The organism is Vibrio sp. PBL-C16, from assembly GCF_034321865.1.
Classification (GTDB): Bacteria; Pseudomonadota; Gammaproteobacteria; order Enterobacterales; family Vibrionaceae; genus Vibrio; species Vibrio alginolyticus.
In genome coordinates this window covers 1,096,151-1,120,910 of the sequence record NZ_JAXLNY010000002.1, presented here as the reverse complement: position 1 = coordinate 1,120,910, position 24,760 = coordinate 1,096,151, and the positions used below count along the sequence as shown (strand labels likewise).

General features: G+C 44.6%; 18 protein-coding genes and 4 tRNA genes. 7 read left to right on the top strand and 15 right to left on the bottom strand.

The window, feature by feature from the left end; all coding sequences use genetic code 11:
* Nucleotide 1: 1 nt before the first annotated feature.
* The 3 genes from nrfD to nrfB are packed head-to-tail and all read right to left on the bottom strand — an operon-like array spanning nucleotide 2 to nucleotide 2,260.
* Nucleotides 2-973 (bottom strand): cytochrome c nitrite reductase subunit NrfD, encoded by a 972-nt coding sequence (nrfD, locus tag UQW94_RS13415; RefSeq protein WP_322142275.1) that lies wholly within the window; start codon nucleotides 971-973, stop codon nucleotides 2-4.
* Nucleotides 970-1,656: a cytochrome c nitrite reductase Fe-S protein gene (gene nrfC, locus UQW94_RS13410; protein WP_017636123.1), complete on the bottom strand. Its 687-nt coding sequence runs from the start codon at nucleotides 1,654-1,656 to the stop codon at nucleotides 970-972. Before nrfC ends, nrfD begins: the two co-directional genes overlap by 4 nt.
* 1 nt (nucleotide 1,657) lies before the next feature.
* Nucleotides 1,658-2,260, bottom strand: coding sequence for a cytochrome c nitrite reductase pentaheme subunit (gene nrfB, locus UQW94_RS13405; RefSeq protein WP_053306575.1), 603 nt, complete (start codon nucleotides 2,258-2,260; stop codon nucleotides 1,658-1,660).
* 450 nt (nucleotides 2,261-2,710) lie between these two features.
* Here nrfB and nrfA point away from each other — a divergent pair, with 450 nt between their 5' ends.
* Nucleotides 2,711-4,138 (top strand): ammonia-forming nitrite reductase cytochrome c552 subunit, encoded by a 1,428-nt coding sequence (gene nrfA / locus UQW94_RS13400; RefSeq protein WP_322142274.1) that lies wholly within the window; start codon nucleotides 2,711-2,713, stop codon nucleotides 4,136-4,138.
* 85 nt (nucleotides 4,139-4,223) lie between these two features.
* Here nrfA and UQW94_RS13395 read toward each other — a convergent pair whose 3' ends face one another.
* From UQW94_RS13395 to gyrA, 3 genes are all read right to left on the bottom strand, one after another.
* Complete coding sequence (locus tag UQW94_RS13395) at nucleotides 4,224-4,778, bottom strand: hypothetical protein (protein ID WP_054701243.1); 555 nt, start codon at nucleotides 4,776-4,778, stop codon at nucleotides 4,224-4,226.
* A 42-nt stretch (nucleotides 4,779-4,820) separates the two neighbouring features.
* Entirely contained in the window at nucleotides 4,821-5,444 is a 624-nt protein-coding gene (locus UQW94_RS13390; RefSeq protein WP_054701274.1) for a tetratricopeptide repeat protein, read from the bottom strand.
* A gap of 123 nt (nucleotides 5,445-5,567) precedes the next feature.
* Nucleotides 5,568-8,288 carry a DNA topoisomerase (ATP-hydrolyzing) subunit A gene (gyrA, locus tag UQW94_RS13385; protein WP_054574746.1) on the bottom strand — a complete coding sequence of 907 codons (2,721 nt, stop codon included), beginning with the start codon at nucleotides 8,286-8,288 and terminating at the stop codon, nucleotides 5,568-5,570.
* A 475-nt stretch (nucleotides 8,289-8,763) separates the two neighbouring features.
* On the opposite strand from gyrA, the gene ubiG reads away from it, so the two are divergent.
* The 4 genes from ubiG to yfaE all read left to right on the top strand — a co-directional run bounded on the left by ubiG (nucleotide 8,764) and on the right by yfaE (nucleotide 13,753).
* A complete protein-coding gene (gene ubiG, locus UQW94_RS13380; protein ID WP_005376820.1) occupies nucleotides 8,764-9,471 on the top strand; it encodes a bifunctional 2-polyprenyl-6-hydroxyphenol methylase/3-demethylubiquinol 3-O-methyltransferase UbiG in 708 nt (235 codons plus the stop codon).
* 501 nt (nucleotides 9,472-9,972) lie between these two features.
* Nucleotides 9,973-12,255, top strand: coding sequence for a class 1a ribonucleoside-diphosphate reductase subunit alpha (gene nrdA / locus UQW94_RS13375; RefSeq protein WP_005376819.1), 2,283 nt, complete (start codon nucleotides 9,973-9,975; stop codon nucleotides 12,253-12,255).
* Between the two features lie 83 nt (nucleotides 12,256-12,338).
* Nucleotides 12,339-13,472, top strand: a complete 1,134-nt coding sequence (gene nrdB / locus UQW94_RS13370) for a class Ia ribonucleoside-diphosphate reductase subunit beta (protein ID WP_005376818.1) — start codon at nucleotides 12,339-12,341, stop codon at nucleotides 13,470-13,472.
* The gene (gene yfaE, locus UQW94_RS13365) at nucleotides 13,472-13,753 is read left to right on the top strand and encodes a class I ribonucleotide reductase maintenance protein YfaE (protein WP_005376817.1); all 282 of its coding nucleotides are present in this window, start codon (nucleotides 13,472-13,474) and stop codon (nucleotides 13,751-13,753) included. The genes nrdB and yfaE overlap by 1 nt, the downstream gene beginning before the upstream one ends.
* Before the next feature lie 96 nt (nucleotides 13,754-13,849).
* Here the strand turns inward: yfaE and UQW94_RS13360 are convergent, their stop codons facing one another.
* Nucleotides 13,850-15,082, bottom strand: a complete 1,233-nt coding sequence (locus tag UQW94_RS13360; protein ID WP_322142273.1) for a CinA family nicotinamide mononucleotide deamidase-related protein — start codon at nucleotides 15,080-15,082, stop codon at nucleotides 13,850-13,852.
* Nucleotides 15,083-15,273: 191 nt separating this feature from the next.
* On the opposite strand from UQW94_RS13360, the gene UQW94_RS13355 reads away from it, so the two are divergent.
* Together UQW94_RS13355 and UQW94_RS13350 are read left to right on the top strand one after the other, a co-directional pair.
* Nucleotides 15,274-16,176: a DUF3943 domain-containing protein gene (locus UQW94_RS13355; RefSeq protein ID WP_005376815.1), complete on the top strand. Its 903-nt coding sequence runs from the start codon at nucleotides 15,274-15,276 to the stop codon at nucleotides 16,174-16,176.
* 221 nt (nucleotides 16,177-16,397) lie between these two features.
* Nucleotides 16,398-16,910 carry a glycine cleavage system protein R gene (locus UQW94_RS13350; protein ID WP_005376814.1) on the top strand — a complete coding sequence of 171 codons (513 nt, stop codon included), beginning with the start codon at nucleotides 16,398-16,400 and terminating at the stop codon, nucleotides 16,908-16,910.
* 77 nt (nucleotides 16,911-16,987) lie between these two features.
* Here the strand turns inward: UQW94_RS13350 and nspC are convergent, their stop codons facing one another.
* From nspC to pgsA, 8 genes are all read right to left on the bottom strand, one after another.
* A complete protein-coding gene (nspC, locus tag UQW94_RS13345; protein ID WP_005386789.1) occupies nucleotides 16,988-18,121 on the bottom strand; it encodes a carboxynorspermidine decarboxylase in 1,134 nt (377 codons plus the stop codon).
* Nucleotides 18,122-18,224: 103 nt separating this feature from the next.
* Nucleotides 18,225-19,469: a carboxynorspermidine synthase gene (locus UQW94_RS13340; RefSeq protein ID WP_012841628.1), complete on the bottom strand. Its 1,245-nt coding sequence runs from the start codon at nucleotides 19,467-19,469 to the stop codon at nucleotides 18,225-18,227.
* Between the two features lie 18 nt (nucleotides 19,470-19,487).
* Nucleotides 19,488-22,364, bottom strand: a complete 2,877-nt coding sequence (locus UQW94_RS13335; protein ID WP_322142272.1) for a pyridoxal phosphate-dependent class III aminotransferase — start codon at nucleotides 22,362-22,364, stop codon at nucleotides 19,488-19,490.
* 899 nt (nucleotides 22,365-23,263) lie between these two features.
* A tRNA-Gly gene (locus tag UQW94_RS13330) sits at nucleotides 23,264-23,339 on the bottom strand.
* A 13-nt stretch (nucleotides 23,340-23,352) separates the two neighbouring features.
* Nucleotides 23,353-23,439 (bottom strand) — tRNA-Leu (locus tag UQW94_RS13325).
* 78 nt (nucleotides 23,440-23,517) lie between these two features.
* Nucleotides 23,518-23,593: transfer RNA gene (locus UQW94_RS13320), tRNA-Gly, on the bottom strand.
* 37 nt (nucleotides 23,594-23,630) lie between these two features.
* Nucleotides 23,631-23,704 (bottom strand) — tRNA-Cys (locus tag UQW94_RS13315).
* 462 nt (nucleotides 23,705-24,166) lie between these two features.
* Entirely contained in the window at nucleotides 24,167-24,724 is a 558-nt protein-coding gene (pgsA, locus tag UQW94_RS13310) for a CDP-diacylglycerol--glycerol-3-phosphate 3-phosphatidyltransferase (RefSeq protein WP_005394805.1), read from the bottom strand.
* Nucleotides 24,725-24,760 lie beyond the last annotated feature (36 nt).

The window sequence follows — 24,760 nt, the reverse complement described above, 5'->3', positions numbered from 1 at the left end:
CTTACACTATGGTCATTTGACCGGCATAGAGAATGAAAGTACGTAGCATAAGTACGCCAACCAAGCTCAACGTCGTGACCACAAAAACGTAACTGCCTTTGTGGCGCACTTCTGAAGGCGTTAACCAATTGAGAGTCAAAGGCGTAATCATGCCGATGAACACTACGCCAACCCAGAACCATTGAGCCCAGAATCCACTCGAAATAGCATTCCAAGCCGCGACTTCGTTCTGACCACCGCTGAAGATCAGTCCAGTAAAGAATGTCACTAAGGCAAACAACTCAAACAACACTACAGGGCGTTCAAATCCGTGCACCCAAGACACACTTGGGCTGCTGGTCGACTCTTTAAACACCAAGATGCCGAACATCAAGCATGCCGCTGCACCCGAGGACAAACTAGAGAACAGGAACAAGATTGGCAGTACTGGATTGTTTAGCATTGGGTAAGTCTTCAATGCAGACAATAGAAAGCCAGTGTACGCTGCAAGCACGATGGCTAAGAAGCCCAAGAACAATTCAATTGCGTTGTTGGCTTTCCCCGCCTTAATCAAAATGCCATCGGCAAAATCCAACAGTTTGCTCGGTAACTTACCCTCACAAAAGCTGATGATTTGATGGCGGAAGATAACGCCGATCCAAACAAACAGCACCAGCATGTACACTTGGAACAAGATCACGCCCATCGACATCACAGACGTTGGGTTGTAGTAAATCATGATCTTCCAAAACTCTAAAGGCTTGGTTAAATGGAAAATCAAAATTGCCAACCCAGCAATGATGCCAAATGGCGCAAGCCAAGCCATAGCTTTCATGATGCCGTTGTTTGCGGGATCACCTTCAATCACTTTGCGTTTTAAATAGATAGAAATCATCACCGCACCTGCTGACATCCCAGCAAGGAATAAGTAAATCGCGATGATCCAATCCCAGACTAACGAGTCAAAGTGGAATGCACTTTCGAAGCCGTTCATGATGACACCTCCCCTTTGCTATGCGGAATTTTGTACAGTTTAGGTTGCGTACCTAAATGCGATTTATCGCGATAGACAACATGGCTTTCGATAGCTTTGCTCACCTCGCTAGTTGGGTCATTCAAATCACCAAAGATGAGTGCTTTTGTTGGGCAAGATTCCACGCAAGCTGGCTGTTTACCTTGCGCTAGGTTGGTATCACGGCAGAAGTTACATTTATCCGCAGAGTGATCGACTGGATTAAAGAAGCGCACTTGGTAAGGGCAAGCGGCAAGGCAATAACCACATCCGACACATTTCTCTTTGTGCACATCCACGATGCCGGTCGCTTCATCTTTGTATGCAGCGCCTGTTGGACAAACGTACACACATGGTGGGTTATCACAGTGCTGACAGGATTCGCGAGTAAACTGGTATTCCACATCTGGAAATTCGCCAATCGGTTCACTGCGATGAATTTTAAGTCGCGTTACGCCTTCAGGGACTTTATTTACTTCGCGACAAGCATCGGTACAAGCGGTACAGCCAATACAGGCATTTTCATCATGAACCATACCCATGCGTTTCGCTTGTTCACTGTTGCTGGCATAGAGAGAGGAGCTAACAACGGAAGTGCCTGCAACGCCTGTAGTTAAAATCAACGCGCCGCTGCCGGCTAAAAAGTTTCTTCTCGAACATTTCATGCTATCTCTCCTCTTCTTTGGCAAGTTCAGGTTCGACGGCAAATTCAGAGTGACAATCCACACACTGCTTGATCAGTTGTTTTCTGTCGTACGACAACGCTTTGGTTTTCGCTGCGTGTACATCGTGGCAATTTGAACAAGTGAGGTTTTTGGCGTGCACATCGTGCGTCCAGTGGCTTTCTCTCAGCTGTGTCGGTGCGTGGCAATCCACACATTGGCCGTTGGCTTTAAGAATCATGCTTGGATCAAGGAACACTTTGTCGTGTACCTCTTTCGATTGCGCGGCAGAAAACTTAATCACATCAGGCGCACCTTCACGATGGTCGGGACCAATGTTGCTATGGCAATTGGTGCAATTAAGTTGCTTCCCTTGGCTGAGTAGAGCTTGCGGGTCATGCGAAAGGTTCAGAGTCTCTTTTGCATCCTTATGACATTGCAGACACTTGTAGTCACGGTCACGGATCAACTCGACTTGATGACGCTCAGCTTGAGCACCTTCAATCGGCTCTGAAGAAGTCGCATGGGCGGCGATGGAGAAACCATAGATGGCAAAGACGAAGAGAAGTTTCAGCATTGTCTCTATGGTCAATTTTATATTGCCCATATTGTTCTTTCCTTAGCTCGATAATAATTGATAACTATTCTCAATTATTTATTTGAGCGACAATTAATTTCCTCTGAAGATATTTTTTAGATCTTCAAATGACATCAATTCTTATTTCGGAAAGCCACAACGCTAAACCTATATTTATAATACCTCTATTATTCATAAGGGGTAGAAACACCTGCTCAAAAAGCGAACTAAATCACCCTATTTTTAAAAAGGTTAAAAACCCAAAGCATTGCAGAACAATGACTTAACAACTACCACTTTAGAGGTATATAAATTCAAACATGACTGAGATCACTGGTGTAAATTGATCTAAAACAAGACAAGATTCACTCACTATTTCATCTATCCAATTAAGCAATATTATTAATCGTAGATCTCCAGTTCTTATTTGGAATAGCTCCTCACAACGCTGCTAATAAAAACGAATATGGAGATAACACTGTGAGCATAAAACACTGGATGAGCGCACCTATTGCGGTTGCGACCTTATTCGCCAGCCAATTATTTTTGGTTGACGCTCCGTTAGCGGCAGAAGAGAAGGATTTTATCGATCCTCGTAACGATGTCTTTGAACAGAACCACCCTGATCAATACCATTCTTGGAAAGCAACATCCGAAAGTGAGCACATTGAAGATGCTCTAAGTGAAGACCCAAACATGGTTATCCTGTGGGCAGGTTATGGCTTCGCGAAAGACTACAACAAAGCGCGCGGTCACTTTTACGCACTTGATGATGTTCGCCAAACCTTACGTACCGGCGCACCAACCGACGAGAAGTCCGGGCCTATGCCGATGGCGTGCTGGAGCTGTAAAAGCCCAGACGTTGCTCGCGTGATTGATGAACGTGGTGAAGACGGTTATTTCGAAGGTAAATGGGCACGCTTAGGCTCAGAAATCGTCAACCCTATCGGTTGTTCCGATTGCCACAACATAGGCTCTGAAGCCTTCAAGAAAGGCGAACCTGCGCTAGCACTGACTCGCCCATACGTCGAGCGTGCTTTTGATACTATTGGTAAAAACTTTGATGAACAGTCTCGCCTAGATAAGCAAGCATCGGTCTGCGCTCAATGTCACGTTGAATACTACTTCACCGGCCCAACTAAGGCGGTTAAATTCCCATGGGATATGGGCACCACCGTTAATGACATGGAGAAATACTACGACGCGTTGAATTTCAAAGATTGGACGCATGCCGTATCTAAAGCGCCGATGCTAAAAGCGCAACATCCAGGTTTCGAAACTTGGAGAGCGGGTATTCATGGTAAAAACAAAGTGGTGTGTGTGGACTGCCACATGCCTAAAGTGACCAAAGAAGACGGTACGGTGTACACAGACCACAAAGTGGGTAACCCATTTGATCGTTTTGAAGACACCTGTGCGCAATGCCATACCCAAACTAAAGAGCAGCTACAAGGCATCGTCTCGACTCGCAAAGCGCAAGTACTGAACATGAAGCTAACCGCCGAGAAGCAAATCGTAGCGGCACACTTTGAAGCAGGAGCAGCGTGGAAAGCAGGTGCAACAGAAGCAGAGATGGAACCTATCCTACAAGATATTCGCCATGCACAATGGCGTTGGGACTACGCGATTGCTTCTCACGGTGTCCACATGCATGCTCCTGAGATAGCACTTGAAGTACTAGGTACTGCAGTTGACCGCGCCGCTGACGCCCGTACCAAATTGGTTCGTTTACTGGCAACCAAAGGCATTACTCACCCTGTTCAAATTCCAGATATCTCGACCAAAGCGAAAGCACAACAAGCACTGGGCATGGATATGGAAAAGATGAACGCAGATAAGAAACACTTCCTAGAAACGGTGGCACCAGAATGGGATAAAGCAGCGGCTGAGCGTGAAGCCACGTACTGACCAGTATCAATCACACAAGGTTAAGTAGAGAAAACTAAGGGCGTACGTTGCGCCCTTAGTTTGATAGAAAACAGAGGGAAACACATTAGCGACGAGGAAGCCTCGGTCTAGGCTGAATATTTGGACGTGCTTTAGGTATCTGCACATTTGGGCGAGCAACTGGACGCTGGATCTTCGTTTCCGGCAGTGCTTTTCTTTGTTGAACCTTTTCTTTCACCGCCTTGCCTTGTAAAGTCGCTGGTTCAATATGCTCCGGACGATTCTCCCATTTGGTTTGAATCTCTTGCTTTTGCTCGTCAGGCAATGATTGCCAATGATCATCAAGCTGGCGTTTCATGTTATCGATATTGGCGGACATATCATCGTCTTTCCAATCTTCGACTTTGTCTTTGATGGATTGCTGTTGGTCTTCATCTAAACCATTCCACCACTGTTCCAGTTTCTCTTTGTATTCATCGTCGTTGTCGCAACAGCCCGGATAGTAATAAATCCAGTAGTCGTCATGATCGTACCACCACGGGTCGTAGTAACCCGATGAATAATAAACCGTAGAGGAAGAGCCAGAATGATCGGAAGAGCTACAACCCGCCAGCACAGAGCCGCACAGCAAAACCAATATGCTTAGTGCTTTATTTTTCATTCGTTGCCCACCTTTCCCTCTATTGCTTGTTAAATTGTACGCTTACAACAGCTCTTTTGCTTTGTTAATAGAGTTAATGATTTGCACCCTATCTAAATTTGGATCATTAGAATCTAATAATAGTACCCAGGCATCAATCGCTTCCTGAAATCGGAATGACAGAAAATGATCATTTGCGATCAAAGACAAAGCGGCTTCATTGTGCGGCTCTATCTGCAAAGCTTGCTCCAAAAGCAAGCTAACTTCTTGCGTCATTGATTGCTGGTGAATGTAGTACAAGGTCGTCGCTTTTGCGGCAAGTTGCGTGGCACTGACTGGCTCAGTCAGCTGGATCGCGTAATCAAAACAAATCAGCGCGCCATCAAATTCCCCCTCTAGCAGGTAGCCCTGCCCGAGTTGGAACCACAATTCAGCGTTGTTCGGATCTTCACGCAACTGGTCTTGGATCTCTTTCATGATGTCACGAGCTGTCATCATTCGTGACATTTCCGCTTGTATTGGTTTAGGCGGTGTTTGATGCAGCAATAAGAAACTGGCACTCGTCACGACAAGTACTAACAGGCAAAAGCCAAACCATTGAGCAGGTTTAACTTTTGATGCACTCAATGATAAGAGTACGATAAACAACCCCATCAGAGTGATGGCAGCGAAAAACCAAACAGACATAACACGTCCTGTAAACAAAGATAACGTCAGTGTACGCATTTCTTACTTTAAATGCGTTGATACAGATACAAAAAAGCCGAGCAACTAAGGCTCGGCTTTTCATATCAGGATAACGATGTAAGATTACTCTTCGTTACCTTCCTCTGCATCATCAGCAGCTGGAGCTTCTGAAGCGTCTTGCTGCGTATTTTCGTCTGTTGACTCTAACGCTTCTGCATCTTCATCAGTAGGCAGCTCTTCATCATCAACTTCTTCAATACGTTGCAAACCAACAACTGATTCATCTTCCGCAGTACGGATAAGCGTTACACCTTGTGTGTTACGACCAACCTGGCTAACTTCACCCACACGAGTACGTACTAACGTGCCAGCGTCGGTGATCATCATCATTTCATCACCTTCAACAACCTGGATAGCACCAACTACCGGGCCATTTCGCTCAGAAACTTTGATAGAAACTACACCTTGAGTGCCACGACCTTTTGTCGGGTACTCGCTAAGTGCTGTACGTTTACCATAACCGTTTTCTGTAACCGTTAGGATGTCGCCTTCGTGCGAAGGAACAATAAGTGATACAACTTGGTCATTTTCAGCCAGTTTCATACCACGAACACCAGAGGCGGTACGACCCATAGGACGAACACCTTTAAACTTGATCTCTGGCTGACCATTCTCATCAAGAACTGGTTTACCATTTTCATCAAGTACTGGAATCTCTTCTGCTTCTTTAAAGCGAACCACTTTACCCGCTTTAGAGAACAGCATGATTTCGTTTTCGCCGTTAGTGATATCCACACCGATTAACGAATCGTCTTCACGTAGGTTCACAGCGATTAGGCCGTTTGAACGTACGTTTGCAAACTGGTTCAACGGCGTTTTCTTAACCGTACCGTCACCTGTTGCCATGAAGATGAATTTGTCTTCAGAGAATTCATCTACACGTAGAATCGCGGTAATGCGCTCACCTTCTTCGAGCGGAAGGATGTTCACAATTGGCTTACCACGCGCAGTACGGCTCGCTAGAGGCAATTGGTAAACTTTCAGGCGGTATGTCTTACCACGAGTAGAGAAACACAAGATGTTATCGTGGGTATTCGCCACTAGAAGACGCTCGATATGGTCTTCATCTTTCATCTTAGTCGCACTCTTACCTTTACCACCACGGCGCTGTGACTCGTAGTCGCTCAGTACTTGGTACTTAACGTAACCACCGTGAGATAGAGTAACCACAACGTCTTCACGTGCGATCAGCTCTTCCATGTCAATATCATGGCTCGCAGCTGTGATTTCTGTACGACGAGCGTCACCAAAGCCGTCACGAACCGCTTCAAGTTCTTCACGGATCACTTCCATCAAACGCTCAGTGCTCGCAAGGATATGCATGAGTTCAGCGATTTCTTCTAGAAGTGTTTTGTATTCGCCAAGAATCTTCTCGTGTTCTAGACCTGTTAGTTTATGTAAACGTAGATCTAGGATAGCTTGTGCTTGTTGCTCAGTCAGGAAGTACTGACCATCACGAATACCATATTCAGGCTCTAGCCATTCAGGGCGCGCAGCATCTGTACCAGCACGCTCTAGCATTGCTGAAACGTTGCCTAAATCCCAACCACGAGCGATAAGACCCGCTTTTGCTTCAGCCGGTGTAGGTGCCTTACGGATAAGCTCAATGATTTCATCAATGTTAGCAAGCGCTAGAGCTAAACCTTCAAGGATATGAGCACGTTCACGCGCTTTACGCAGTTCGAAGATAGTACGACGTGTCACAACTTCACGACGGTGATCAACGAAGCACTTCAACATATCTTTTAGGTTGAATAGCTGTGGCTGGCCATTGTTTAGGGCCACCATGTTGATACCGAAAGTGGTTTGCAGCTGAGTTTGAGCGTAAAGGTTGTTTAGAACTACTTCGCCCACAGCATCGCGCTTACACTCAATAACAATGCGCATACCGTCTTTATCTGACTCGTCGCGCAGTGCACTGATGCCTTCTACTTTCTTATCTTTAACTAGCTCAGCGATCTTTTCGATCAAGCGAGCTTTGTTCACCTGGTAAGGAATTTCAGTGACGATAATGGTCTCTTTACCATTCTTCTCCACTTCGATGTCCGCTTTCGAACGCATGTAGATTTTGCCACGACCTGTTTTGTACGCGTCTACAATGCCTTTACGACCGCTGATAAGCGCCGCCGTTGGGAAATCAGGACCAGGAATGTAATCCATTAGTTCATCAATAGTGATTTCTTCATTATTGATGTATGCAAGACAGCCATCAATCACTTCGCCAAGGTTATGAGGCGGGATGTTGGTTGCCATACCTACTGCGATACCAGAAGCACCGTTAACCAATAGGTTTGGAATTTTAGTTGGAAGAACCGCTGGGATCTGCTCAGTACCGTCGTAGTTTGGTACGTAGTCTACGGTTTCTTTATCTAGGTCAGCCAATAGTTCATGGGCAATTTTTGCCATTCGAACTTCGGTGTAACGCATTGCCGCAGCAGAGTCGCCATCGATCGAGCCAAAGTTACCTTGACCATCGACCAGCATGTAACGAAGCGAGAACGGCTGAGCCATACGTACGATTGTGTCGTACACAGCACTATCACCGTGTGGGTGATATTTACCGATTACGTCGCCGACAACACGGGCTGATTTTTTATATGGTTTGTTCCAATCGTTGCCTAGTACGTTCATCGCGAATAAAACGCGGCGGTGTACTGGTTTTAGGCCATCACGCACATCTGGAAGAGCACGACCCACGATGACTGACATCGCATAGTCTAGATATGAACCTCTAAGCTCATCTTCAATGTTTACGGGCGTGATCTCTTTAGCTAAATCGCTCATAGAGCCATTATCCCTCTATTATCTGATCGTAATTACGATACGTGTAAGGTGCAAAAATATAACACACAATTCATCACTTCGGCATCACTTTCCCTCTCCTTTTATCAGGTTGTGAGCTTGGTTATGAATCAAATGTCGAGAATTTGCACACTCATCCCATATCTTTCTGATTAGTGGTTATATTTCGGTCAATATTGAGCAAAATCGGACTCTTTACGCGGAAAAGCGAGGTAAATTCCTTTAACCACACAACGCGAAAATGCAGGTTTTAGAGTTATTGTCACTGGCACTAGTTCAAGGATGAACCAAAAACAATAGCTAGCGCTTTAAAAATTACAGGCACCTGTCTCGATTGCCGCGCCAGTGAACTCTGTCATTGTCCCTTAACTAAGCACATCGAGGTTGTTTGGGTGTAAAACGTTGGAGTATACTGGCGCCCTCTAAAGGACTCAGATTGAATGCAATAAAACCAATTATGACTAAAGCACAAAACGTCGACCCAAGTGAAATTAAGAAATTCGAGGACATGGCTTCTCGATGGTGGGATTTAGAAGGCGAGTTTAAGCCGCTTCATCAAATTAACCCACTTCGTTTGAACTATGTACTTGAAAAAGCAAATGGCTTGTTTGGCAAGCGAGCACTTGATGTCGGCTGTGGTGGTGGCATTCTTGCTGAAAGCATGGCAAAAGAAGGCGCTATTGTGACGGGGCTTGATATGGGTAAAGAACCATTAGAAGTCGCGCGACTACATGCATTAGAAACAGGCACTCAACTGACCTACATTCAGAGCACAATAGAAGACCACGCTATAGAAAACGCAGGAACTTACGATGTCGTGACTTGTATGGAGATGCTTGAACACGTTCCAGATCCTCTCTCCGTTATCCGCTCTTGTGCTGCGCTAGTCAAACCAGGTGGTCACGTGTTTTTCTCAACTTTGAACCGAAACATTAAGTCGTACTTATTTGCTATTGTCGGTGCTGAGAAGCTTCTTAAGATTGTTCCTGAAGGCACTCATGAGCACGATAAGTTTATCAAGCCAGCCGAAATGATGAAGATGATAGACCAAACTGACCTGACGGAAATGGGCATTACTGGGCTTCATTACAACCCTCTAAATGACAGCTACAAACTCGGTCGTAATGTAGATGTAAACTACATCGTTCATACTAAAAAATACTGAACGCTGTTGCGTTAAAAAATGTGTTTTGTGATTGACATTTTTTAAAGAAAATGAATCGGAAGCGGTAGCACAAAGTTGCCGCTTTTTTTGTCTTTTTATGGCTAAAATTCGTGCTCTAGATTCCATTTTGACCAAGCCATTTTTCGTAGATAAAAACGGCCAAAGATCAAGGAAAATATTTTTGCATGCGGTTATTTCTAAACCGATCTCGAAACCGTACTTTTAACCATTCAAGTCTGCCCTTTTCTCATCGGTTAGTGTTCACTTACTGATTTTTTTCATTTTGTCAGTTATCCACAAGTCATCCCCGATCTGTACCTTGATAAATCAGTGTAATAGCACTATCTTGTAACCCGCAAACAAATGAACCCCTATATGTTGTGTTTAAGCGACAATATATAGATAGACTTTGATCACAAAGCCGCCGCAAGCTTTACTCATATTGCACATAAACAAACAAAAATACGGCTTTTATCAGTTTTCTTAGGGAAATAAAGCAGAATGAACCAACAACTTACCGTCACCAAGCGTGATGGCCGTAAAGAAAGTATCGATCTGGATAAAATCCACCGCGTTATCACTTGGGCTGCAGAAGGTCTAGATAATGTTTCGGTTTCTCAAGTAGAACTTCGCGCTCACATCCAGTTTTACGACGGCATCACAACGACAGATATTCACGAGACAATCATCAAGTCTGCGGCAGACCTGATCTCTGAAGAGACTCCGGATTACCAATACCTAGCTGCTCGCCTAGCGGTATTCCATCTGCGTAAAAAAGCGTATGGCCAATACGAGCCACCAACGCTTTATGATCACGTGTCTCGCCTCGTCGATATGGGTAAGTACGATCAACATATTCTAGAAGACTACACAAAAGCAGAACTCGACGAACTTGATGCGTACCTCGACCATAAACGCGACCTAAACTTCTCATACGCGGCAGTTAAGCAGCTAGAGGGTAAGTACTTCGTACAGAACCGTGTTACGGGCCAAATTTACGAAAGTGCTCAGTTCTTATACATCCTTGTAGCAGCGTGCTTATTTGCGAAATATCCAAAAGCGACGCGTCTTGATTACATCAAACGTTTCTACGATGCGACATCGACATTTAAGATTTCTCTACCTACGCCAATTATGTCTGGCGTGCGTACCCCTACTCGCCAGTTCAGCTCATGTGTTCTGATCGAGTGTGGCGACAGTCTTGATTCTATTAACGCAACAGCAAGCTCAATTGTTCGTTATGTATCTCAGCGCGCTGGTATTGGTATCAACGCAGGTCGTATCCGTGCATTAGGCTCAGAGATTCGCGGTGGTGAAGCATTCCACACTGGTTGTATTCCGTTCTACAAGTACTTCCAAACAGCAGTAAAATGTTGTTCACAAGGTGGTGTACGTGGTGGCGCAGCTACTGTGTTCTACCCAATGTGGCACGGTGAAGCACGCTCACTAATGGTACTTAAGAACAACCGTGGTGTTGAAGAAAACCGTGTTCGTCACATGGACTACGGTGTTCAGTTAAACAAACTGATGTACCAACGTTTAGTTGAAGGCGGCAATATTACGCTATTCTCACCATCTGATGTACCTGGTCTGTACGACGCATTCTTCGAAAACCAAGAAGAGTTTGAGCGTCTATACGTGAAGTACGAGAACGATCCTTCAATCAAGAAAGAAACGGTTAAAGCGATTGAAATGTTCACTCTGCTAATGCAAGAGCGTGCATCAACGGGTCGTATCTACATCCAGAACGTGGACCACTGTAATACTCACAGCCCATTTGATTCTGAAGTCGCTCCAGTTCGTCAGTCGAACCTATGTTTAGAAATCGCACTGCCAACGAAACCATTAACTAACGTTGAAGATGACTCAGGCGAGATCGCACTGTGTACGCTTTCTGCATTCAACTTAGGTGCTATCAAGTCTCTAGATGATTTCGAAGAGCTATCCGATCTTGTTGTTCGTGCGTTAGATGCACTGCTTGATTACCAAGATTACCCTCTACCAGCGGCATACAAATCGACTATGAACCGTCGTACGCTAGGTGTTGGTGTGATTAACTTTGCTTACTACTTAGCGAAGAATGGCGTGAAATACTCTGACGGTAGCGCGAACGGCCTAACTCACCGTACGTTCGAAGCAATGCAGTACTACCTATTGAAAGCATCTGTAGCACTGGCGAAAGAACAAGGTAAGTGTCCTTCATTCGACGAGACGAACTACGCGAAAGGCTTACTGCCGATTGATACGTATAAGAAAGATATCGACCTAATTTGTGACGAAGCGCTGCACTACGACTGGGACAGCCTACGTAAAGAAATTATGGAGCACGGCCTACGTAACTCAACACTGACTGCGCTAATGCCTTCTGAGACTTCTTCTCAGATTTCAAACGCAACTAACGGTATTGAGCCACCACGTGGTTACGTTTCAGTAAAAGCTTCGAAAGACGGTATCCTGAAGCAAGTTGTACCAGAGTTCACAGAACTTAAAGACAGCTATGAACTGCTTTGGAATATCGGTTCGAACGACGGTTATCTACACCTTGTGGGTATTATGCAGAAGTTTGTTGACCAAGCTATCTCTGCTAATACTAACTACGACCCGTCACGTTACGAGACTGGCAAGGTTCCAATGAAGAAACTACTTCAAGACCTGCTAACAGCGTATAAGTTTGGTGTGAAAACGCTTTACTACCACAACACTCGTGATGGCGCGAAAGATGAACAGAAAGACGCTGTTCAACCACAAGATGACGATTGTGCTGGCGGCGGTTGTAAGATTTAATCTTCCCGTACCTAGCGAACCCGTAAAGACAGACTATCGATAACCTCCCCCTTACGGGGAGGTTTAAAAGGAATTGAGGCATTATGGCTTACAGTACTTTTAACCAAAAAAAGAATGACCAATTGAAGGAACCAATGTTCCTAGGTCAATCAGTAAACGTTGCACGTTACGACCAACAAAAGTTTGAGATTTTCGAAAAACTTATCGAGAAACAACTTTCTTTCTTCTGGCGTCCAGAAGAAGTAGACGTATCTAGCGACCGTATCGATTACAACAAACTGCCAGATCACGAGAAGCACATCTTCATCTCTAACTTGAAGTACCAAACGCTTCTTGACTCTATCCAAGGCCGCAGCCCTAACGTGGCACTGCTGCCGCTTGTGTCTTTGCCAGAACTAGAGACTTGGATTGAGACTTGGTCTTTCTCTGAAACGATTCACTCTCGTTCTTACACACACATTATTCGTAACATCGTGAACGACCCTGCGGTGGTGTTTGATGATATCGTTGAGAACGAGCACATTCTGAAGCGTGCAAAAGACATCGCGCACTACTACGACGATTTGATTCAAGCGACGAATGATTACCATCGCTACGGTGAAGGTGAGCATGTCCTTAACGGTGAAACGGTTAAGGTTAGTCTGTACGATCTTAAGAAGAAGCTGTACATCTGTCTGATGTCTGTTAACGCATTAGAAGCTATTCGTTTTTACGTCAGTTTCGCATGTTCTTTCGCTTTCGCAGAACGCGAACTAATGGAAGGTAACGCGAAAATCATCAAGCTGATCGCTCGTGACGAAGCACTTCACTTAAACGGCACGCAGCACATGATCAACCTGCTACGTAACGGTCAAGATGACTTCACTTTCATGCAAATCGCAGAAGAGGCAAAACAGGACTGTTTTGACCTATTCAAAGAAGCGGCTGAGCAAGAAAAAGAGTGGGCAGAGTATCTATTCAAAGATGGCTCTATGATCGGTCTAAACAAAGACATCCTAAGCCAATACGTTGAATACATCACAAATATTCGTATGCAAGCGGTAGGTCTACCAGCAGCGTATCCAGAAGCAACAACCAACCCAATTCCATGGATTAACGCTTGGTTGTCTTCAGATAACGTTCAAGTTGCGCCTCAAGAAGCAGAAATCTCTTCTTACCTTGTGGGTCAAATTGACAATGAAGTTCGCGCAGATGACTTCGAAGGATTCGAGCTGTAATGGCAACACTCAAAATCAACAAACTGATCAGCATTGAATCCAACCCTTCCAATACGATTTTGGAAACAATGGAGCAAGCTGGCCTATTACCAGAATACAACTGCCGTGATGGGCACTGCGGCGCCTGTCGCTGCAAATTGGAGTCTGGTGAAGTGGAGTATGTTGGTTTTGCCATGGCTTACACACAAAGTGATGAAATATTACCTTGTATCTGTAAAGCAAAATCAGATTTGTCACTTAGCGGCGTTAACTACGCGATGAAAGAAAAGCAGCGCGCATAACGTTGACTCGACGGTATAAAATGCAAAAGCCAAGGTAATCACCTTGGCTTTTTTGTCTCTGTTTTTTGTCTCTCAGACTACTGTAGAGAGCTTTGGTTATAAAGCACTGCTCGGGAGGTGCATCTCTTTAACTTTCTCTAAAAATGCATAATGCGCAAACATCGGTTTACGTTCTAGGTAGCGACGCAACAAGTCTAGAGCTGCCGTGCTGATCACTTTAACTTGATCACTGCGCTGATACTTTTTCGAGAGTTTATATAACGCTCCCCACTCGCCTGACGGTGTCGATAAAGCGACGGAAAAAACACCCTCTTCAATATGGCCAGTAACGAGTGATAAATCCGTCCCACACTTCTCTCGCGTAGCACCAGCCAGAGCAAACGTTTCTGCTAATGGATCTCCGCTGTTGGCCATCGCTTGAGTCAGGCTCGGTAGTATCCAACCATGCCCTAGTTGCTTTTCAGCGTTTTCATCACCGTTTAGCCAGTACGTTAAGTATCCTCCGCTACTTTTTTCGGAGGTCGACACCGTTAGTCCTTTATCGACCAACAACTGACCGACATTTTCAACCATAGATAAGTCAATACTAACGGTATTACTCTCAAGGTGTTTATTAATTATCTGTACTAGTTTCAAACGCTGTTCAATCTGATCTGAAGGACCAAAAAGTTTCACTTCAATAAAAGGCAAGTAAGAGCGATACCCTAGCTCATAGCCTTGAGGAAGTTTTAGCTGATCTAGCTTATCTGAAATACCGGATTCAGACAGACCAAACGTGTAGATTCGGCTACAACATGAACCTTGCACATCGGGAAACACTCTTCTCAGATCGGGAAGAATTTGCGTCTCTGCCATGAGCTTAAATTCACTTGGCACACCCGGTGTGAAATAAAAAATGGCATCATTAATCAGCATTTTGAAACCGCAAGCAGTGCCTATCGGGTTGTCCAATATCTCTGCCGTTTCTGGCAGCATTGCTTGCTTTAAATTACTGTCCGGCATAGGGATGCCACGTCGAGTATACAAACTTTCTAGATGCTGCAACCACTCTTTGAATAGCACCAGTTTACAATCGGCGGCTCTCGCGGCGGCGGCGGCACTCATGTCATCCGTTGTAGGGCCTAAACCACCATTAACAATAACCACATCGTTGTTAAAGCTGAGCATTAAAAACTCTTCAACCAAACTCGATAGGCTATCACCAACCGTTGAGCGCTTTGTTAAGCCAAATCCATGTTGATAAAACAGGCTAGACAACCATGCCGCATTAGTATCAACAATATCACCGTGGAGGACTTCCTCACCAGTACTAAGCATTGCTATTTTCACAACTGACTCCTGAACGTAAGCACAATCCTATTTTCGTTATAGCGCTTATTTTTCTTTTTATTTGGACAAATCTCGCCGAGGTTTGTTGGGACTAAATAAGGGTCAAGTGTTTAAATGATTGATGTTTTGAGGGATAATTACGAGCCCGAACATACACCATTAACTCGGAGACCTTTGTGTCAAAATCATCCATGTTCAAGACGACTCTAACAGGCCTTTGCTTGGCTTCGTCAGCGCTTGCGCACGCAAGTCACTATGACCTAAGCCGTCATACAGAGTTTTCTTACACACCTGATTGTTTGTCAGGTTACTGCGAAACGACGACTCTGTACACCTTCGAGGCTCAAAATCGCGGTGTTATGTATGAACAGAATAATGATGATTCGCTAAACCTTGACGCAGGGCTTCAGCCTAAACATCTCATCATCCCTCAAGATAAAGACTGGGATTATCTGATGGGTCAAACCTACACCATTCTAGGTCTCAGTATCGCGACCGTAGGCATGATGACTTTTCTTCCAGAAAGTATCACCAAATGGGACGAAGAAGACCGAGACATGAGTAAGTTGGGGCAAAAGTGGAAAGATAATGTCTCTGACGGCCCCGTTTGGGATCGCGATGAACATGTCCTCAACTACATCATGCACCCATATTTTGGCGGCGTTTACTACACGGCAGCACGTCACGCTGGCTATAATGAATTTCAGTCGTTTTTGTACTCCGCAACTATGTCGACGTTCTTTTGGGAGTATGGCGTGGAGGCGTTCGCAGAAGTACCATCTTGGCAGGATATTTTTATCACACCATTCTTTGGTGCTGTTGTTGGTGAAATGATGTTAACGGCTGAGCAAGACATTATTGCAAACGGCGGCGAAGTTATGGGCTCTGAAACCGCAGGTGATGTTTCGCTCTTCTTCTTAAACCCTGTTGGACATATTCATTATTGGGTAACTGATGCATGGGGCGGTAGTGCAGAACTACAATTCAATTCATCACCTTGGTTTGGAAACCAAGATGTTGCAAAATTCGCCATGGACGCAGGCGCAAACTATGACAGTCAATTTTATGGTGTCGAGTTAAAAGTAACGTTCTAATCCTAAGTTGATACTCGGTAAAAAGCAGCCTTACGATGGCTGCTTTTTTGTGCTCTGAACATTATTTTAATTATTTCCATCACGAATTAGTGTTAAAAATTGACTTTCATCAAACATTACCTGCCCTTAGCACCTACACTAAATAAAAGGATTTATTCCAATAACTTAAGTAGCACGTTTATTCGTACTGCGTCCAAACCTTGATTCCAGGAGGGGACATTATGAACACCGTATTTATTGTTAATTTTGTCGGACAAGCGTCACCCGCCACGATTAAAGAGCTCGCTGCAATCACACACGAAAACGGCGGGAAATGGCTGATCAGCAAAGTAAACTTTATCGAAGACCAAGTTGCAGGTGTCATCAAAGTGGAGCTTCCAAGAGAAAATGCCGACATCGTTAAACAGGCGTTCTCTTCTTGTCAGACTCTTGTTGTTAGGTTCGTCGACTCTGAGCCTCACTCATATCGTGAAGACACTATCTTCCAACTTCGTTTAGATGCCAACGATAGAGCGGGTATTGTGAATGAAATTACCCACGTTCTTGATAATCAAGGTATCTCAATTTTAGATATGGATTGTCAGCGTGTATTCATTGCAGGAGGCGGAGGGGTAAGCTCTAGTTTATTCAGCGCTAAAATGGCGATAAAACTACCTAGCGAGCTAGAAATTGAAGACATAGCCAATGAGTTAGAATCTCTGAGTGAAGACACTCGTGTAATTGTAGAAAGCTAACTGCATACCTTTAACGCTTCCCCAATAAAAAGAGCAGCAATTCAGCTGCTCTTTGTCGTTCTAATACTCAATACGTTTTATTTCACTGACCACTGAGACAGTGAACGTTTGAAATCAGAGTAGTCAAATTCATTCAGTTTTTGAATGTCACCATTCGAGCGTTCACAGTAGACCGACGGCATACGTAGACCGTTAAACCAGTTCAGTTTCACCATGGTGTAACCGGCACTATCTAGAATATGCAGACGCTGTCCTATCTCTAGAGGCTGTTCGAAGTTCGCCACGCAGAACTGGTCACCAGCCAAACAAGAGCACGAGCCGATCACATACTCATGTTCACCATTTTCAGATGCTTCAAGAATTGACGCTGGCTCATTGTAGATCAACGTATCTAAGCGGTGAGCTTCTGTGGCCGAATCGACAATCGCCGTCTTCTTTACGTTCTCTACAATATCAACCACTGTTACAACGAGATCAGTGGTCTTAGTAATTATCGCTTCACCCGGCTCTAAATACATTTGTACGCCGTGTTTCTCTGAGAACGCTTTAAGTGCTAACCCCAACTTCTCGATATCGTACCCCGGCCATGTGAAGAACACGCCGCCACCCATGCTTACCCAGTCCAGCTTATCTAGGTACTCGCCAAACTGAGCTGAAATAGCATCGAGTAAGCCGATAAACGCATCCACGTCTTTGTTCTCACAGTTCATGTGGAACATTACGCCATCAATACCATCAAAAATTTCCGGTTTGATGTGATCAGCCTGAACACCAAGACGAGAGAATTGACGCGCTGGGTTTGCTAAGTCTTGCCCTGCATAGCTCACACCTGGGTTTAGGCGCAAGCCAATCGATGCTTTGCCTTCGACAATATGCCGATAAGCCGCTAGCTGTGACTGAGAGTTAAAGATCATCTTGTCACAGATGTCCGCCACATCGCGAACGTCATCTTCGCTGTAACCCACACTGTATGCGTGTGTCTCACCACCGAACGTTTCGTAGCCAAGCTTCACTTCAAACGGGCCAGAACTTGTTGTTCCGTCTAGGTAAGGCTTGATGATGTCGAATACACCCCATGTTGAGAAGCACTTCAGTGCTAATACAAGCTTCACACCAGAGATGTCTTTTAGCTGTTTTGCTTTCTCTAGGTTCTCAATCAGCTTGTCTTCATTGATCATGAAGTATGGCGTTTTTAGTTCGTTTTGTTGCATTTTGATACCTTACGTCCCTTCGCCTTAGCAAAGACACTATAAAATCGAACAAAGCCGACGCAAGTGCATCGGCTTAAACGTACAAATAAGAGTCGCTAAATTCTTACTTCAATTTATGGATAACAGGTTGTCCTGGCTCCAGTTCTTGAACATGCCAATCTAGACCAATAGATGGCATGGTTTCTAGGAATGGGTCAGGATCTAGCTGCTCCATGTTGAACACGCCTTTGTCTGCCCATTTGCCACGGAAGAACTGCAAAGCAGCAGTGATCGCTGGTACGCCAGTGGTGTATGAGATAGCTTGGTGTTCAACATCTTCGTATGCGACTTCGTGATCAGCGTTGTTGTAAATAAATACACTGCGCTCTTTACCATCTTTCTTACCTTGAACCCAAGTACCGATACACGTTAGGCCAGTGTAGCCTGGCGCGAGTGATGTTGGATCTGGTAGTAGTGCTTTTAGCACGTGCAAAGGTTGAACAACCGTACCGTCGTGAAGCGTTAGTGGATCTGGGCTGAGTAGACCGATGTCGCGCATCACATTGAAGTAGTTTAGGTAACGGTCACCAAAGCCCATCCAGAATTCGATGCGTTTCGCCGGGATGAACTCTTGCATAGATCGAACTTCGTCGTGCGCCATTGAGTACACTTTGTGTGAACCACAATTCGGGAATTCAAACTCAAGCATACGTGAGTGACAAGGTACTTGTTTCCACTCGCCGTTTTCCCAGTAGAACGAATCGCCTTGAATCTCAAGCATGTTCGTTTCTGGATCAAAGTTAGTTGCGAACTTCTTACCGTGGTCGCCTGCGTTTACATCCATTACGTCGATAGTATCGATTTCATCGAACAGATGCTTCACTGCGTATGCGGCAAACACCGATACTACGCCCGGATCGAAGCCAGCACCAAGAATACCTGTAATGCCCGCTTCTTCAAACTTCTCACGGTAACCCCACTGCCAATCGTAAGCTTGAGGTACTTGTTGGCCTTCAGAGCACAAATCAACCGCAACAGATGTATCAAGGTATGACACTTTAGCTTGGTAACATGCTTCCATAATAGACATGTTCACCCAAGGAGGACCTGCGTTGATCACTAAGTCAGGTTGTACTTCTTTAATTAAAGCAACTAAAGAATCTACGTCGTCCGCGTTTACCGCTCGCGCTTCTAATTTCTTAGTTGAATCTTTCAGATTGTTTTTCTTCTGAATCGATTCGATGATTTTCTCACACTTACCTACGGTACGTGATGCGATTGTGATATCACCCAGAACGTCGTTGTTTTGTGCTGCTTTATGTGCAACTACCCAGCCAACGCCGCCTGCACCAATCTGTAGAATTGCCATAGTTTTCCGTTACCTTTATTAAACTAGCTCTGCCGCTAGCGTATTGATTTTTGAGAGCAAAGATTCAAAGTCCGCCGTCGTCAGACACGGGTTCAAAATCGTAAATTTCAATGCAGTTTTATCGTCGACAATGGTTTCACCCAATACCGCGATACCGCGTGTTAACGCTTCTAAGCGCAACGTTTTGTTCAGTTCATCAAGATCCGCTGATTCATGTGTCGCGCGGAACAGAACCGTAGATAGTGATGGTTCAGCCAACAACTCAAAGTGTTTGTTATCTCGAATCATGTCCGCCACTTCAAGCGTCTGTTCAAGCAAATGATCATACATATCGCCTAGGGCTTTTGGCCCTACGCTTTGCATCGTCATAAACACTTTGAGCGCATCAAAACGCTTAGTTGTCGCAATAGACTTATCCACCAAGTTCGGTAGTTCGTCGTGTTCGCGGTTCAAATAGTCTGCATGGTGAAGAAGGAATTTAAAGTTAGACTTGTCATTTACCAATAGCGCACCACAACTGATGGTTTGGTAAAACAGCTTATGGAAGTCTACGCTGATGGAATGTGCACGCTCACAACCTTTCAGACGCGCTTTTTGGCTACTTAGAATCAGAGCTCCACCGTATGCACCGTCGACGTGCATCCACATGTCATGTTTCGCTGCGATATCGGCGATAAAGTCTAAGTCATCAATAGCACCGTGGTCCGTTGTACCCGCTGTACCAACAATGGCAAATGGGATCAAACCTTCTGCTTTGGCCTGATTGAGAACTTCGTCTAATTTAGTGACATCCATCGTTCCATCGGCATTAGCATCGACGGTCATGACCGCTTTTTCACCCAATCCCATCCAAGAGGCTGATTTTTGAACCGTGAAGTGGGATTTTTTCGAACATACAATACGTAGCTTGTCTGCGTATTCAGGAAGGCCAAGCTTTTGAATTGAGTGTGCACTGAGTTTGTCAGCAATCCAATCTCGCGCAAGCATCAAACCCATTTGGTTACTTTGCGTACCGCCGCTCGTGAAGATACCGTCCGCTTTTTCACCTAACTCATATTTATCGCATAGCCAGTTCACAACTTTCTGTTCAACATAAGTCGCTGATGAAGCTTGATCCCATGAGTCCATCGACTGGTTCAAAGCCGCAATCATTGCCTCTGCCGCAATCGCTGGCATCAACGGTGGAGTATGTAGGTGAGCAATACAATCTGGATGTTGAGTAAAAATTGCGTTTTTCGCGACCAGCTCAGCAGCATCGTCGATAACGGTTTTAAGAGGCGCATTTCCATTATCAAGATCAACGTCGTGAATCGCTGCTTCCAATGCTTTTGGATCCATACCTGAATACGGTGCAGTCACTTGTTCAAACACTGACTTCATTACCGTAGTAGTGTGATTCATCACCGAAGCAAATTCATTGCTGCCGATCTCTCCAGTGTGGATGAAATGCTTCTTCCATTCATCTTGTGGCTGAGTTTCGATGTGACTACCGCCTGCGGCTAAAATCGCGTCTTCAAATACACGTAAAGCAAAGTCGATTTGTTCAAACGAGATGATAAGAGGAGGAAGGAAACGAATTACTGCGCCTTCGCGTCCACCTTTTTCAACGATCAAGCCACGCTCGAGTGCTGCGCGTTGAATAGAAAGTGTGAGTTCACTATCCGCTTGAGGTTCACCAAATTTATTGAGCTCACCGTCTGGATTTTTAATCTCCACGCCTAGCATCAAACCTTTGCCACGAACCTCTGCGATACAGTTCACACGCTTTTGAATACTTTCAAGGCCGTAGCGCAAGTACTGACCCGCAATATTGGCATGCTCAACAAGATTATCACGCTGGATAATTTCTAATGCTTTCGCACCAGAGACCATAGCTAGCTGGTTACCACGAAATGTACCTGTGTGCTCGCCCGGCTTCCATGTATCATGTTGCTTGTTGATAACCAATAGCGACATTGGTAAGCCACCACCAATTGCTTTTGATAAACACAGAATATCTGGAACAATGCCCGACTCTTCGAACGCGAAATTGTAGCCAGTTTTACCAACACCACACTGGATCTCATCGAAGATCAGTAAGATACCGTGTTCATCACAAATACGACGTAACTCTCGTAGCCAGAATGCTGGCGCAGGAACAACACCACCCTCACCTTGCACTGGCTCCACGATAATCGCGGCAGGCTTCATAATGCCTGACTCATCATCGTTTAAAAGACGATCGATATAGCGAATACTTGCTTTCGCACCTTCATCACCGCCAAGCCCAAAAGGACAACGCAGGTTGTATGGGAAAGGCATAAAGTGCACATCCGACATCAAACCAGTTCGACGAGCTTTCGTGCCTAAGTTACCCATCATTCCCATCGTACCATTAGTCATACCATGGTATGCGCCACGGAAGGCAAACATAGTGTTGCGACCGGTAGTCTGTTTCGCGAGCTTGATAGCAGCTTCAACCGCATCAGCTCCAGACGGGCCACAAAATTGGATAACGCTGTTCTCGCTTAACTCTTGAGGAAGAAAAGACTTAACAGATTGAATAAACGTCGTTTTTGCAGATGTTGCAATATCTAGCGTCTGATATGGCAGTCCTGAATCTAATTGCTCTTTCAGCGCTTGGTTTATTTCAGGATGGTTATACCCCAAAGCTAGAGTGCCTGCCCCCGCAAGGCAGTCTAGAAAGATCTGTCCACGCGTATCTTCAACCAAGCACCCAAAGGCTTGTTTAATTGCGATCGGCAAACGACGTGGATAAGAACGTACTTCAGATTCATGCTCAGCCTGATCAATCAATACTTGATCTGGCGTTAAGTCATACGTTCCCTCAACGATAGGAACCTGAGACGAAAAAATGTTTGCGATATTGCTATCGACTTCAAAGGCAGTGCTCATACTACATAATCCCTTGAATTATAATAATTCTGTATCCTGTATTAATAATCATTAGAATGAAATTACAGGAGGTGTGAATACCCCTCCGCATTTGTCAGTGCATAAATGACAAATACAGATCATCCGCCACGATACTCGCGACTTTATATGTAAAAGGGATTAATCAAGGTTCTGTAATGCACCCGTTTTGTAAAACAGGACATTTCGGCAGTATGAAGCTGATTAGTGTGTGTTTATTCAAAGGTTTCAATGTTGGGTTTCCCATTAATATGCCGCGTTTACAGCATTAGTATCCCGTCTATCGACAAAAGGCTTTGCCGATACCTACCCTACGCAGTGTCACAATCAGCTTGAATGGTCACTACGCGTATCCCCCAGAGATCAAACGTTGTTAATTACGCTCCGAGATTGCGCGCGAATTTATCACAAAATAAAATCTTCTGGCAACGATTTTTCATATTAGTAACAGTGATGTAAATCACAACAAAACATACCCCATTGCAACTCACATGTTCATATTCATGAGCTATGCTTTTCTGCTTCTCTCAAATAGCTGTTATTTAAACAAATATTCTTGAGATATCATCACCTCATCTAAACAGAGGTTTAAGGTTGTGCTGCTTAATCGTAAAACATTCCTTTCTATATCCGGAACATTTAAAAAGATAGCATTCTCGTCACAGCTTTGCCTGGAGTAAGAGTGGTTATTCACCACAAGTGATGGTTTAAACATAGACTAGTAGGAATAGCTAAGATGTTTTGCAATGGCAGAATTAACAATCACTTGAGTCAATGAGACAAAGGGTTCGCTACTTAACGAAGTCTGTGACAGAAAAGAAGTTTGAGATTTTCAAAAAAATACGAAAAAGGCCTAACATTTTCATGTTAGGCCTTAAATCTGGAGCGACACACGAGGTTCGAACTCGTGACCTCAACCTTGGCAAGGTTGCGCTCTACCAACTGAGCTAGTGTCGCATTTAATATGAGATGGTGCCCCGGGCCGGACTTGAACCGGCACAACGCGAACGTCGAGGGATTTTAAATCCCTTGTGTCTACCAATTCCACCACCAGGGCACACAAATATTCTTTGTGATGCCTTTACAGAAAAGTAAAACACCATCTGATACCGCTAAATGCCATATCAATAAAATTTGGAGCGACACACGAGGTTCGAACTCGTGACCTCAACCTTGGCAAGGTTGCGCTCTACCAACTGAGCTAGTGTCGCATTTATTCTCGAAAGCCATTCACTCTCAAAAGAATAATGGAGGCGCCTCCCGGAGTCGAACCGAGGTCCACGGATTTGCAATCCGCTGCATAGCCACTCTGCCAAGGCGCCTCATTTGTGAATAAAGCTAAGCTTTTTCACCACCCTTTTGAGCCGTGCTCTCCTGGGTACGGGATGCATTCTACGGATTCGAGCGATCGAGTCAACACTATTTTTATTTTTTTAAATCGTTTGACTAGAATTTGTGCGAAAGACGATGGATTGCTTAGTTTTAATACTAAAAATCGCTTAAATACACTTGTTTATCATAAAACTTTGGCTACGCCTTACACTGCAGGCCGTGCGTTGCGTGCATTGAAGTATTAATAATCAGAAGACTCGCCTCTCTAAGACTCTCCAAGGACAAAAACAAGACTTAGATCACAAATGGAACTCTATCGAAGCAAAAGCCCCAGATACAAATTGTAAGCATGGCCGTTAGCAAGCATTGAAAAGCGAGAGAAGCAAAAAATGCTGTAGATTGTCTTAGATACAAAAAAGCAGGCTATTAAGCCTGCTTTCTAACATCAGAATTTAATGGTGCTCTTCATTCAACAGATCGTCTTTCGCAGCAGCCAAATATTGAATCATTGACCAATATGTCAAGAAAGTTGCCACATACAAGGCCGCAAAGCCTAGCCAAACCATCCATTCATCGTAACGCCATATCAACACCCATAAGGCGAACATTTGCGAAACAGTTTTTACTTTGCCAACCCAAGATACCGCAACACTCGCTCGCTTACCGATTTCAGCCATCCATTCTCGCAATGCTGAGATAATGATTTCTCGCGCAATCATCGTTACCGCAGGAATGGTCACCCAAATTGAATGATAATGTTCCGTGATTAGAATCAATGCCGTTGCCACTAGCACTTTATCAGCGACAGGATCAATAAACGCGCCAAAACGAGAAGTTTGGCCAAGTTTACGGGCCAACATGCCGTCAAGCCAGTCAGTAAAACCCGCTACCCAAAACACCATTGCTGCTGCAAACGGTGCCCATGAATAAGGTAGATAAAAGACAACCACAAAAACAGGGATTAGGAACAGTCTAAGAAGAGACAGAATGTTCGGGATATTCAAACGCATTTTATTATTCTCTTACACATTGCGGCTTAATGTTGC

Coding starts and splice junctions, on each gene's coding strand:
- nrfD (WP_322142275.1), bottom strand. CDS start 973: ATGAACGGCTTCGAAAGTGCATTCCACTTTGACTCGTTAGTCTGGGAT.
- nrfC (WP_017636123.1), bottom strand. CDS start 1,656: ATGAAATGTTCGAGAAGAAACTTTTTAGCCGGCAGCGGCGCGTTGATT.
- nrfB (WP_053306575.1), bottom strand. CDS start 2,260: ATGGGCAATATAAAATTGACCATAGAGACAATGCTGAAACTTCTCTTC.
- UQW94_RS13395 (WP_054701243.1), bottom strand. CDS start 4,778: ATGAAAAATAAAGCACTAAGCATATTGGTTTTGCTGTGCGGCTCTGTG.
- UQW94_RS13390 (WP_054701274.1), bottom strand. CDS start 5,444: ATGTCTGTTTGGTTTTTCGCTGCCATCACTCTGATGGGGTTGTTTATC.
- gyrA (WP_054574746.1), bottom strand. CDS start 8,288: ATGAGCGATTTAGCTAAAGAGATCACGCCCGTAAACATTGAAGATGAG.
- ubiG (WP_005376820.1), top strand. CDS start 8,764: ATGACTAAAGCACAAAACGTCGACCCAAGTGAAATTAAGAAATTCGAG.
- nrdA (WP_005376819.1), top strand. CDS start 9,973: ATGAACCAACAACTTACCGTCACCAAGCGTGATGGCCGTAAAGAAAGT.
- nrdB (WP_005376818.1), top strand. CDS start 12,339: ATGGCTTACAGTACTTTTAACCAAAAAAAGAATGACCAATTGAAGGAA.
- yfaE (WP_005376817.1), top strand. CDS start 13,472: ATGGCAACACTCAAAATCAACAAACTGATCAGCATTGAATCCAACCCT.
- UQW94_RS13355 (WP_005376815.1), top strand. CDS start 15,274: ATGTTCAAGACGACTCTAACAGGCCTTTGCTTGGCTTCGTCAGCGCTT.
- UQW94_RS13350 (WP_005376814.1), top strand. CDS start 16,398: ATGAACACCGTATTTATTGTTAATTTTGTCGGACAAGCGTCACCCGCC.
- nspC (WP_005386789.1), bottom strand. CDS start 18,121: ATGCAACAAAACGAACTAAAAACGCCATACTTCATGATCAATGAAGAC.
- UQW94_RS13340 (WP_012841628.1), bottom strand. CDS start 19,469: ATGGCAATTCTACAGATTGGTGCAGGCGGCGTTGGCTGGGTAGTTGCA.
- UQW94_RS13335 (WP_322142272.1), bottom strand. CDS start 22,364: ATGAGCACTGCCTTTGAAGTCGATAGCAATATCGCAAACATTTTTTCG.
- pgsA (WP_005394805.1), bottom strand. CDS start 24,724: ATGCGTTTGAATATCCCGAACATTCTGTCTCTTCTTAGACTGTTCCTA.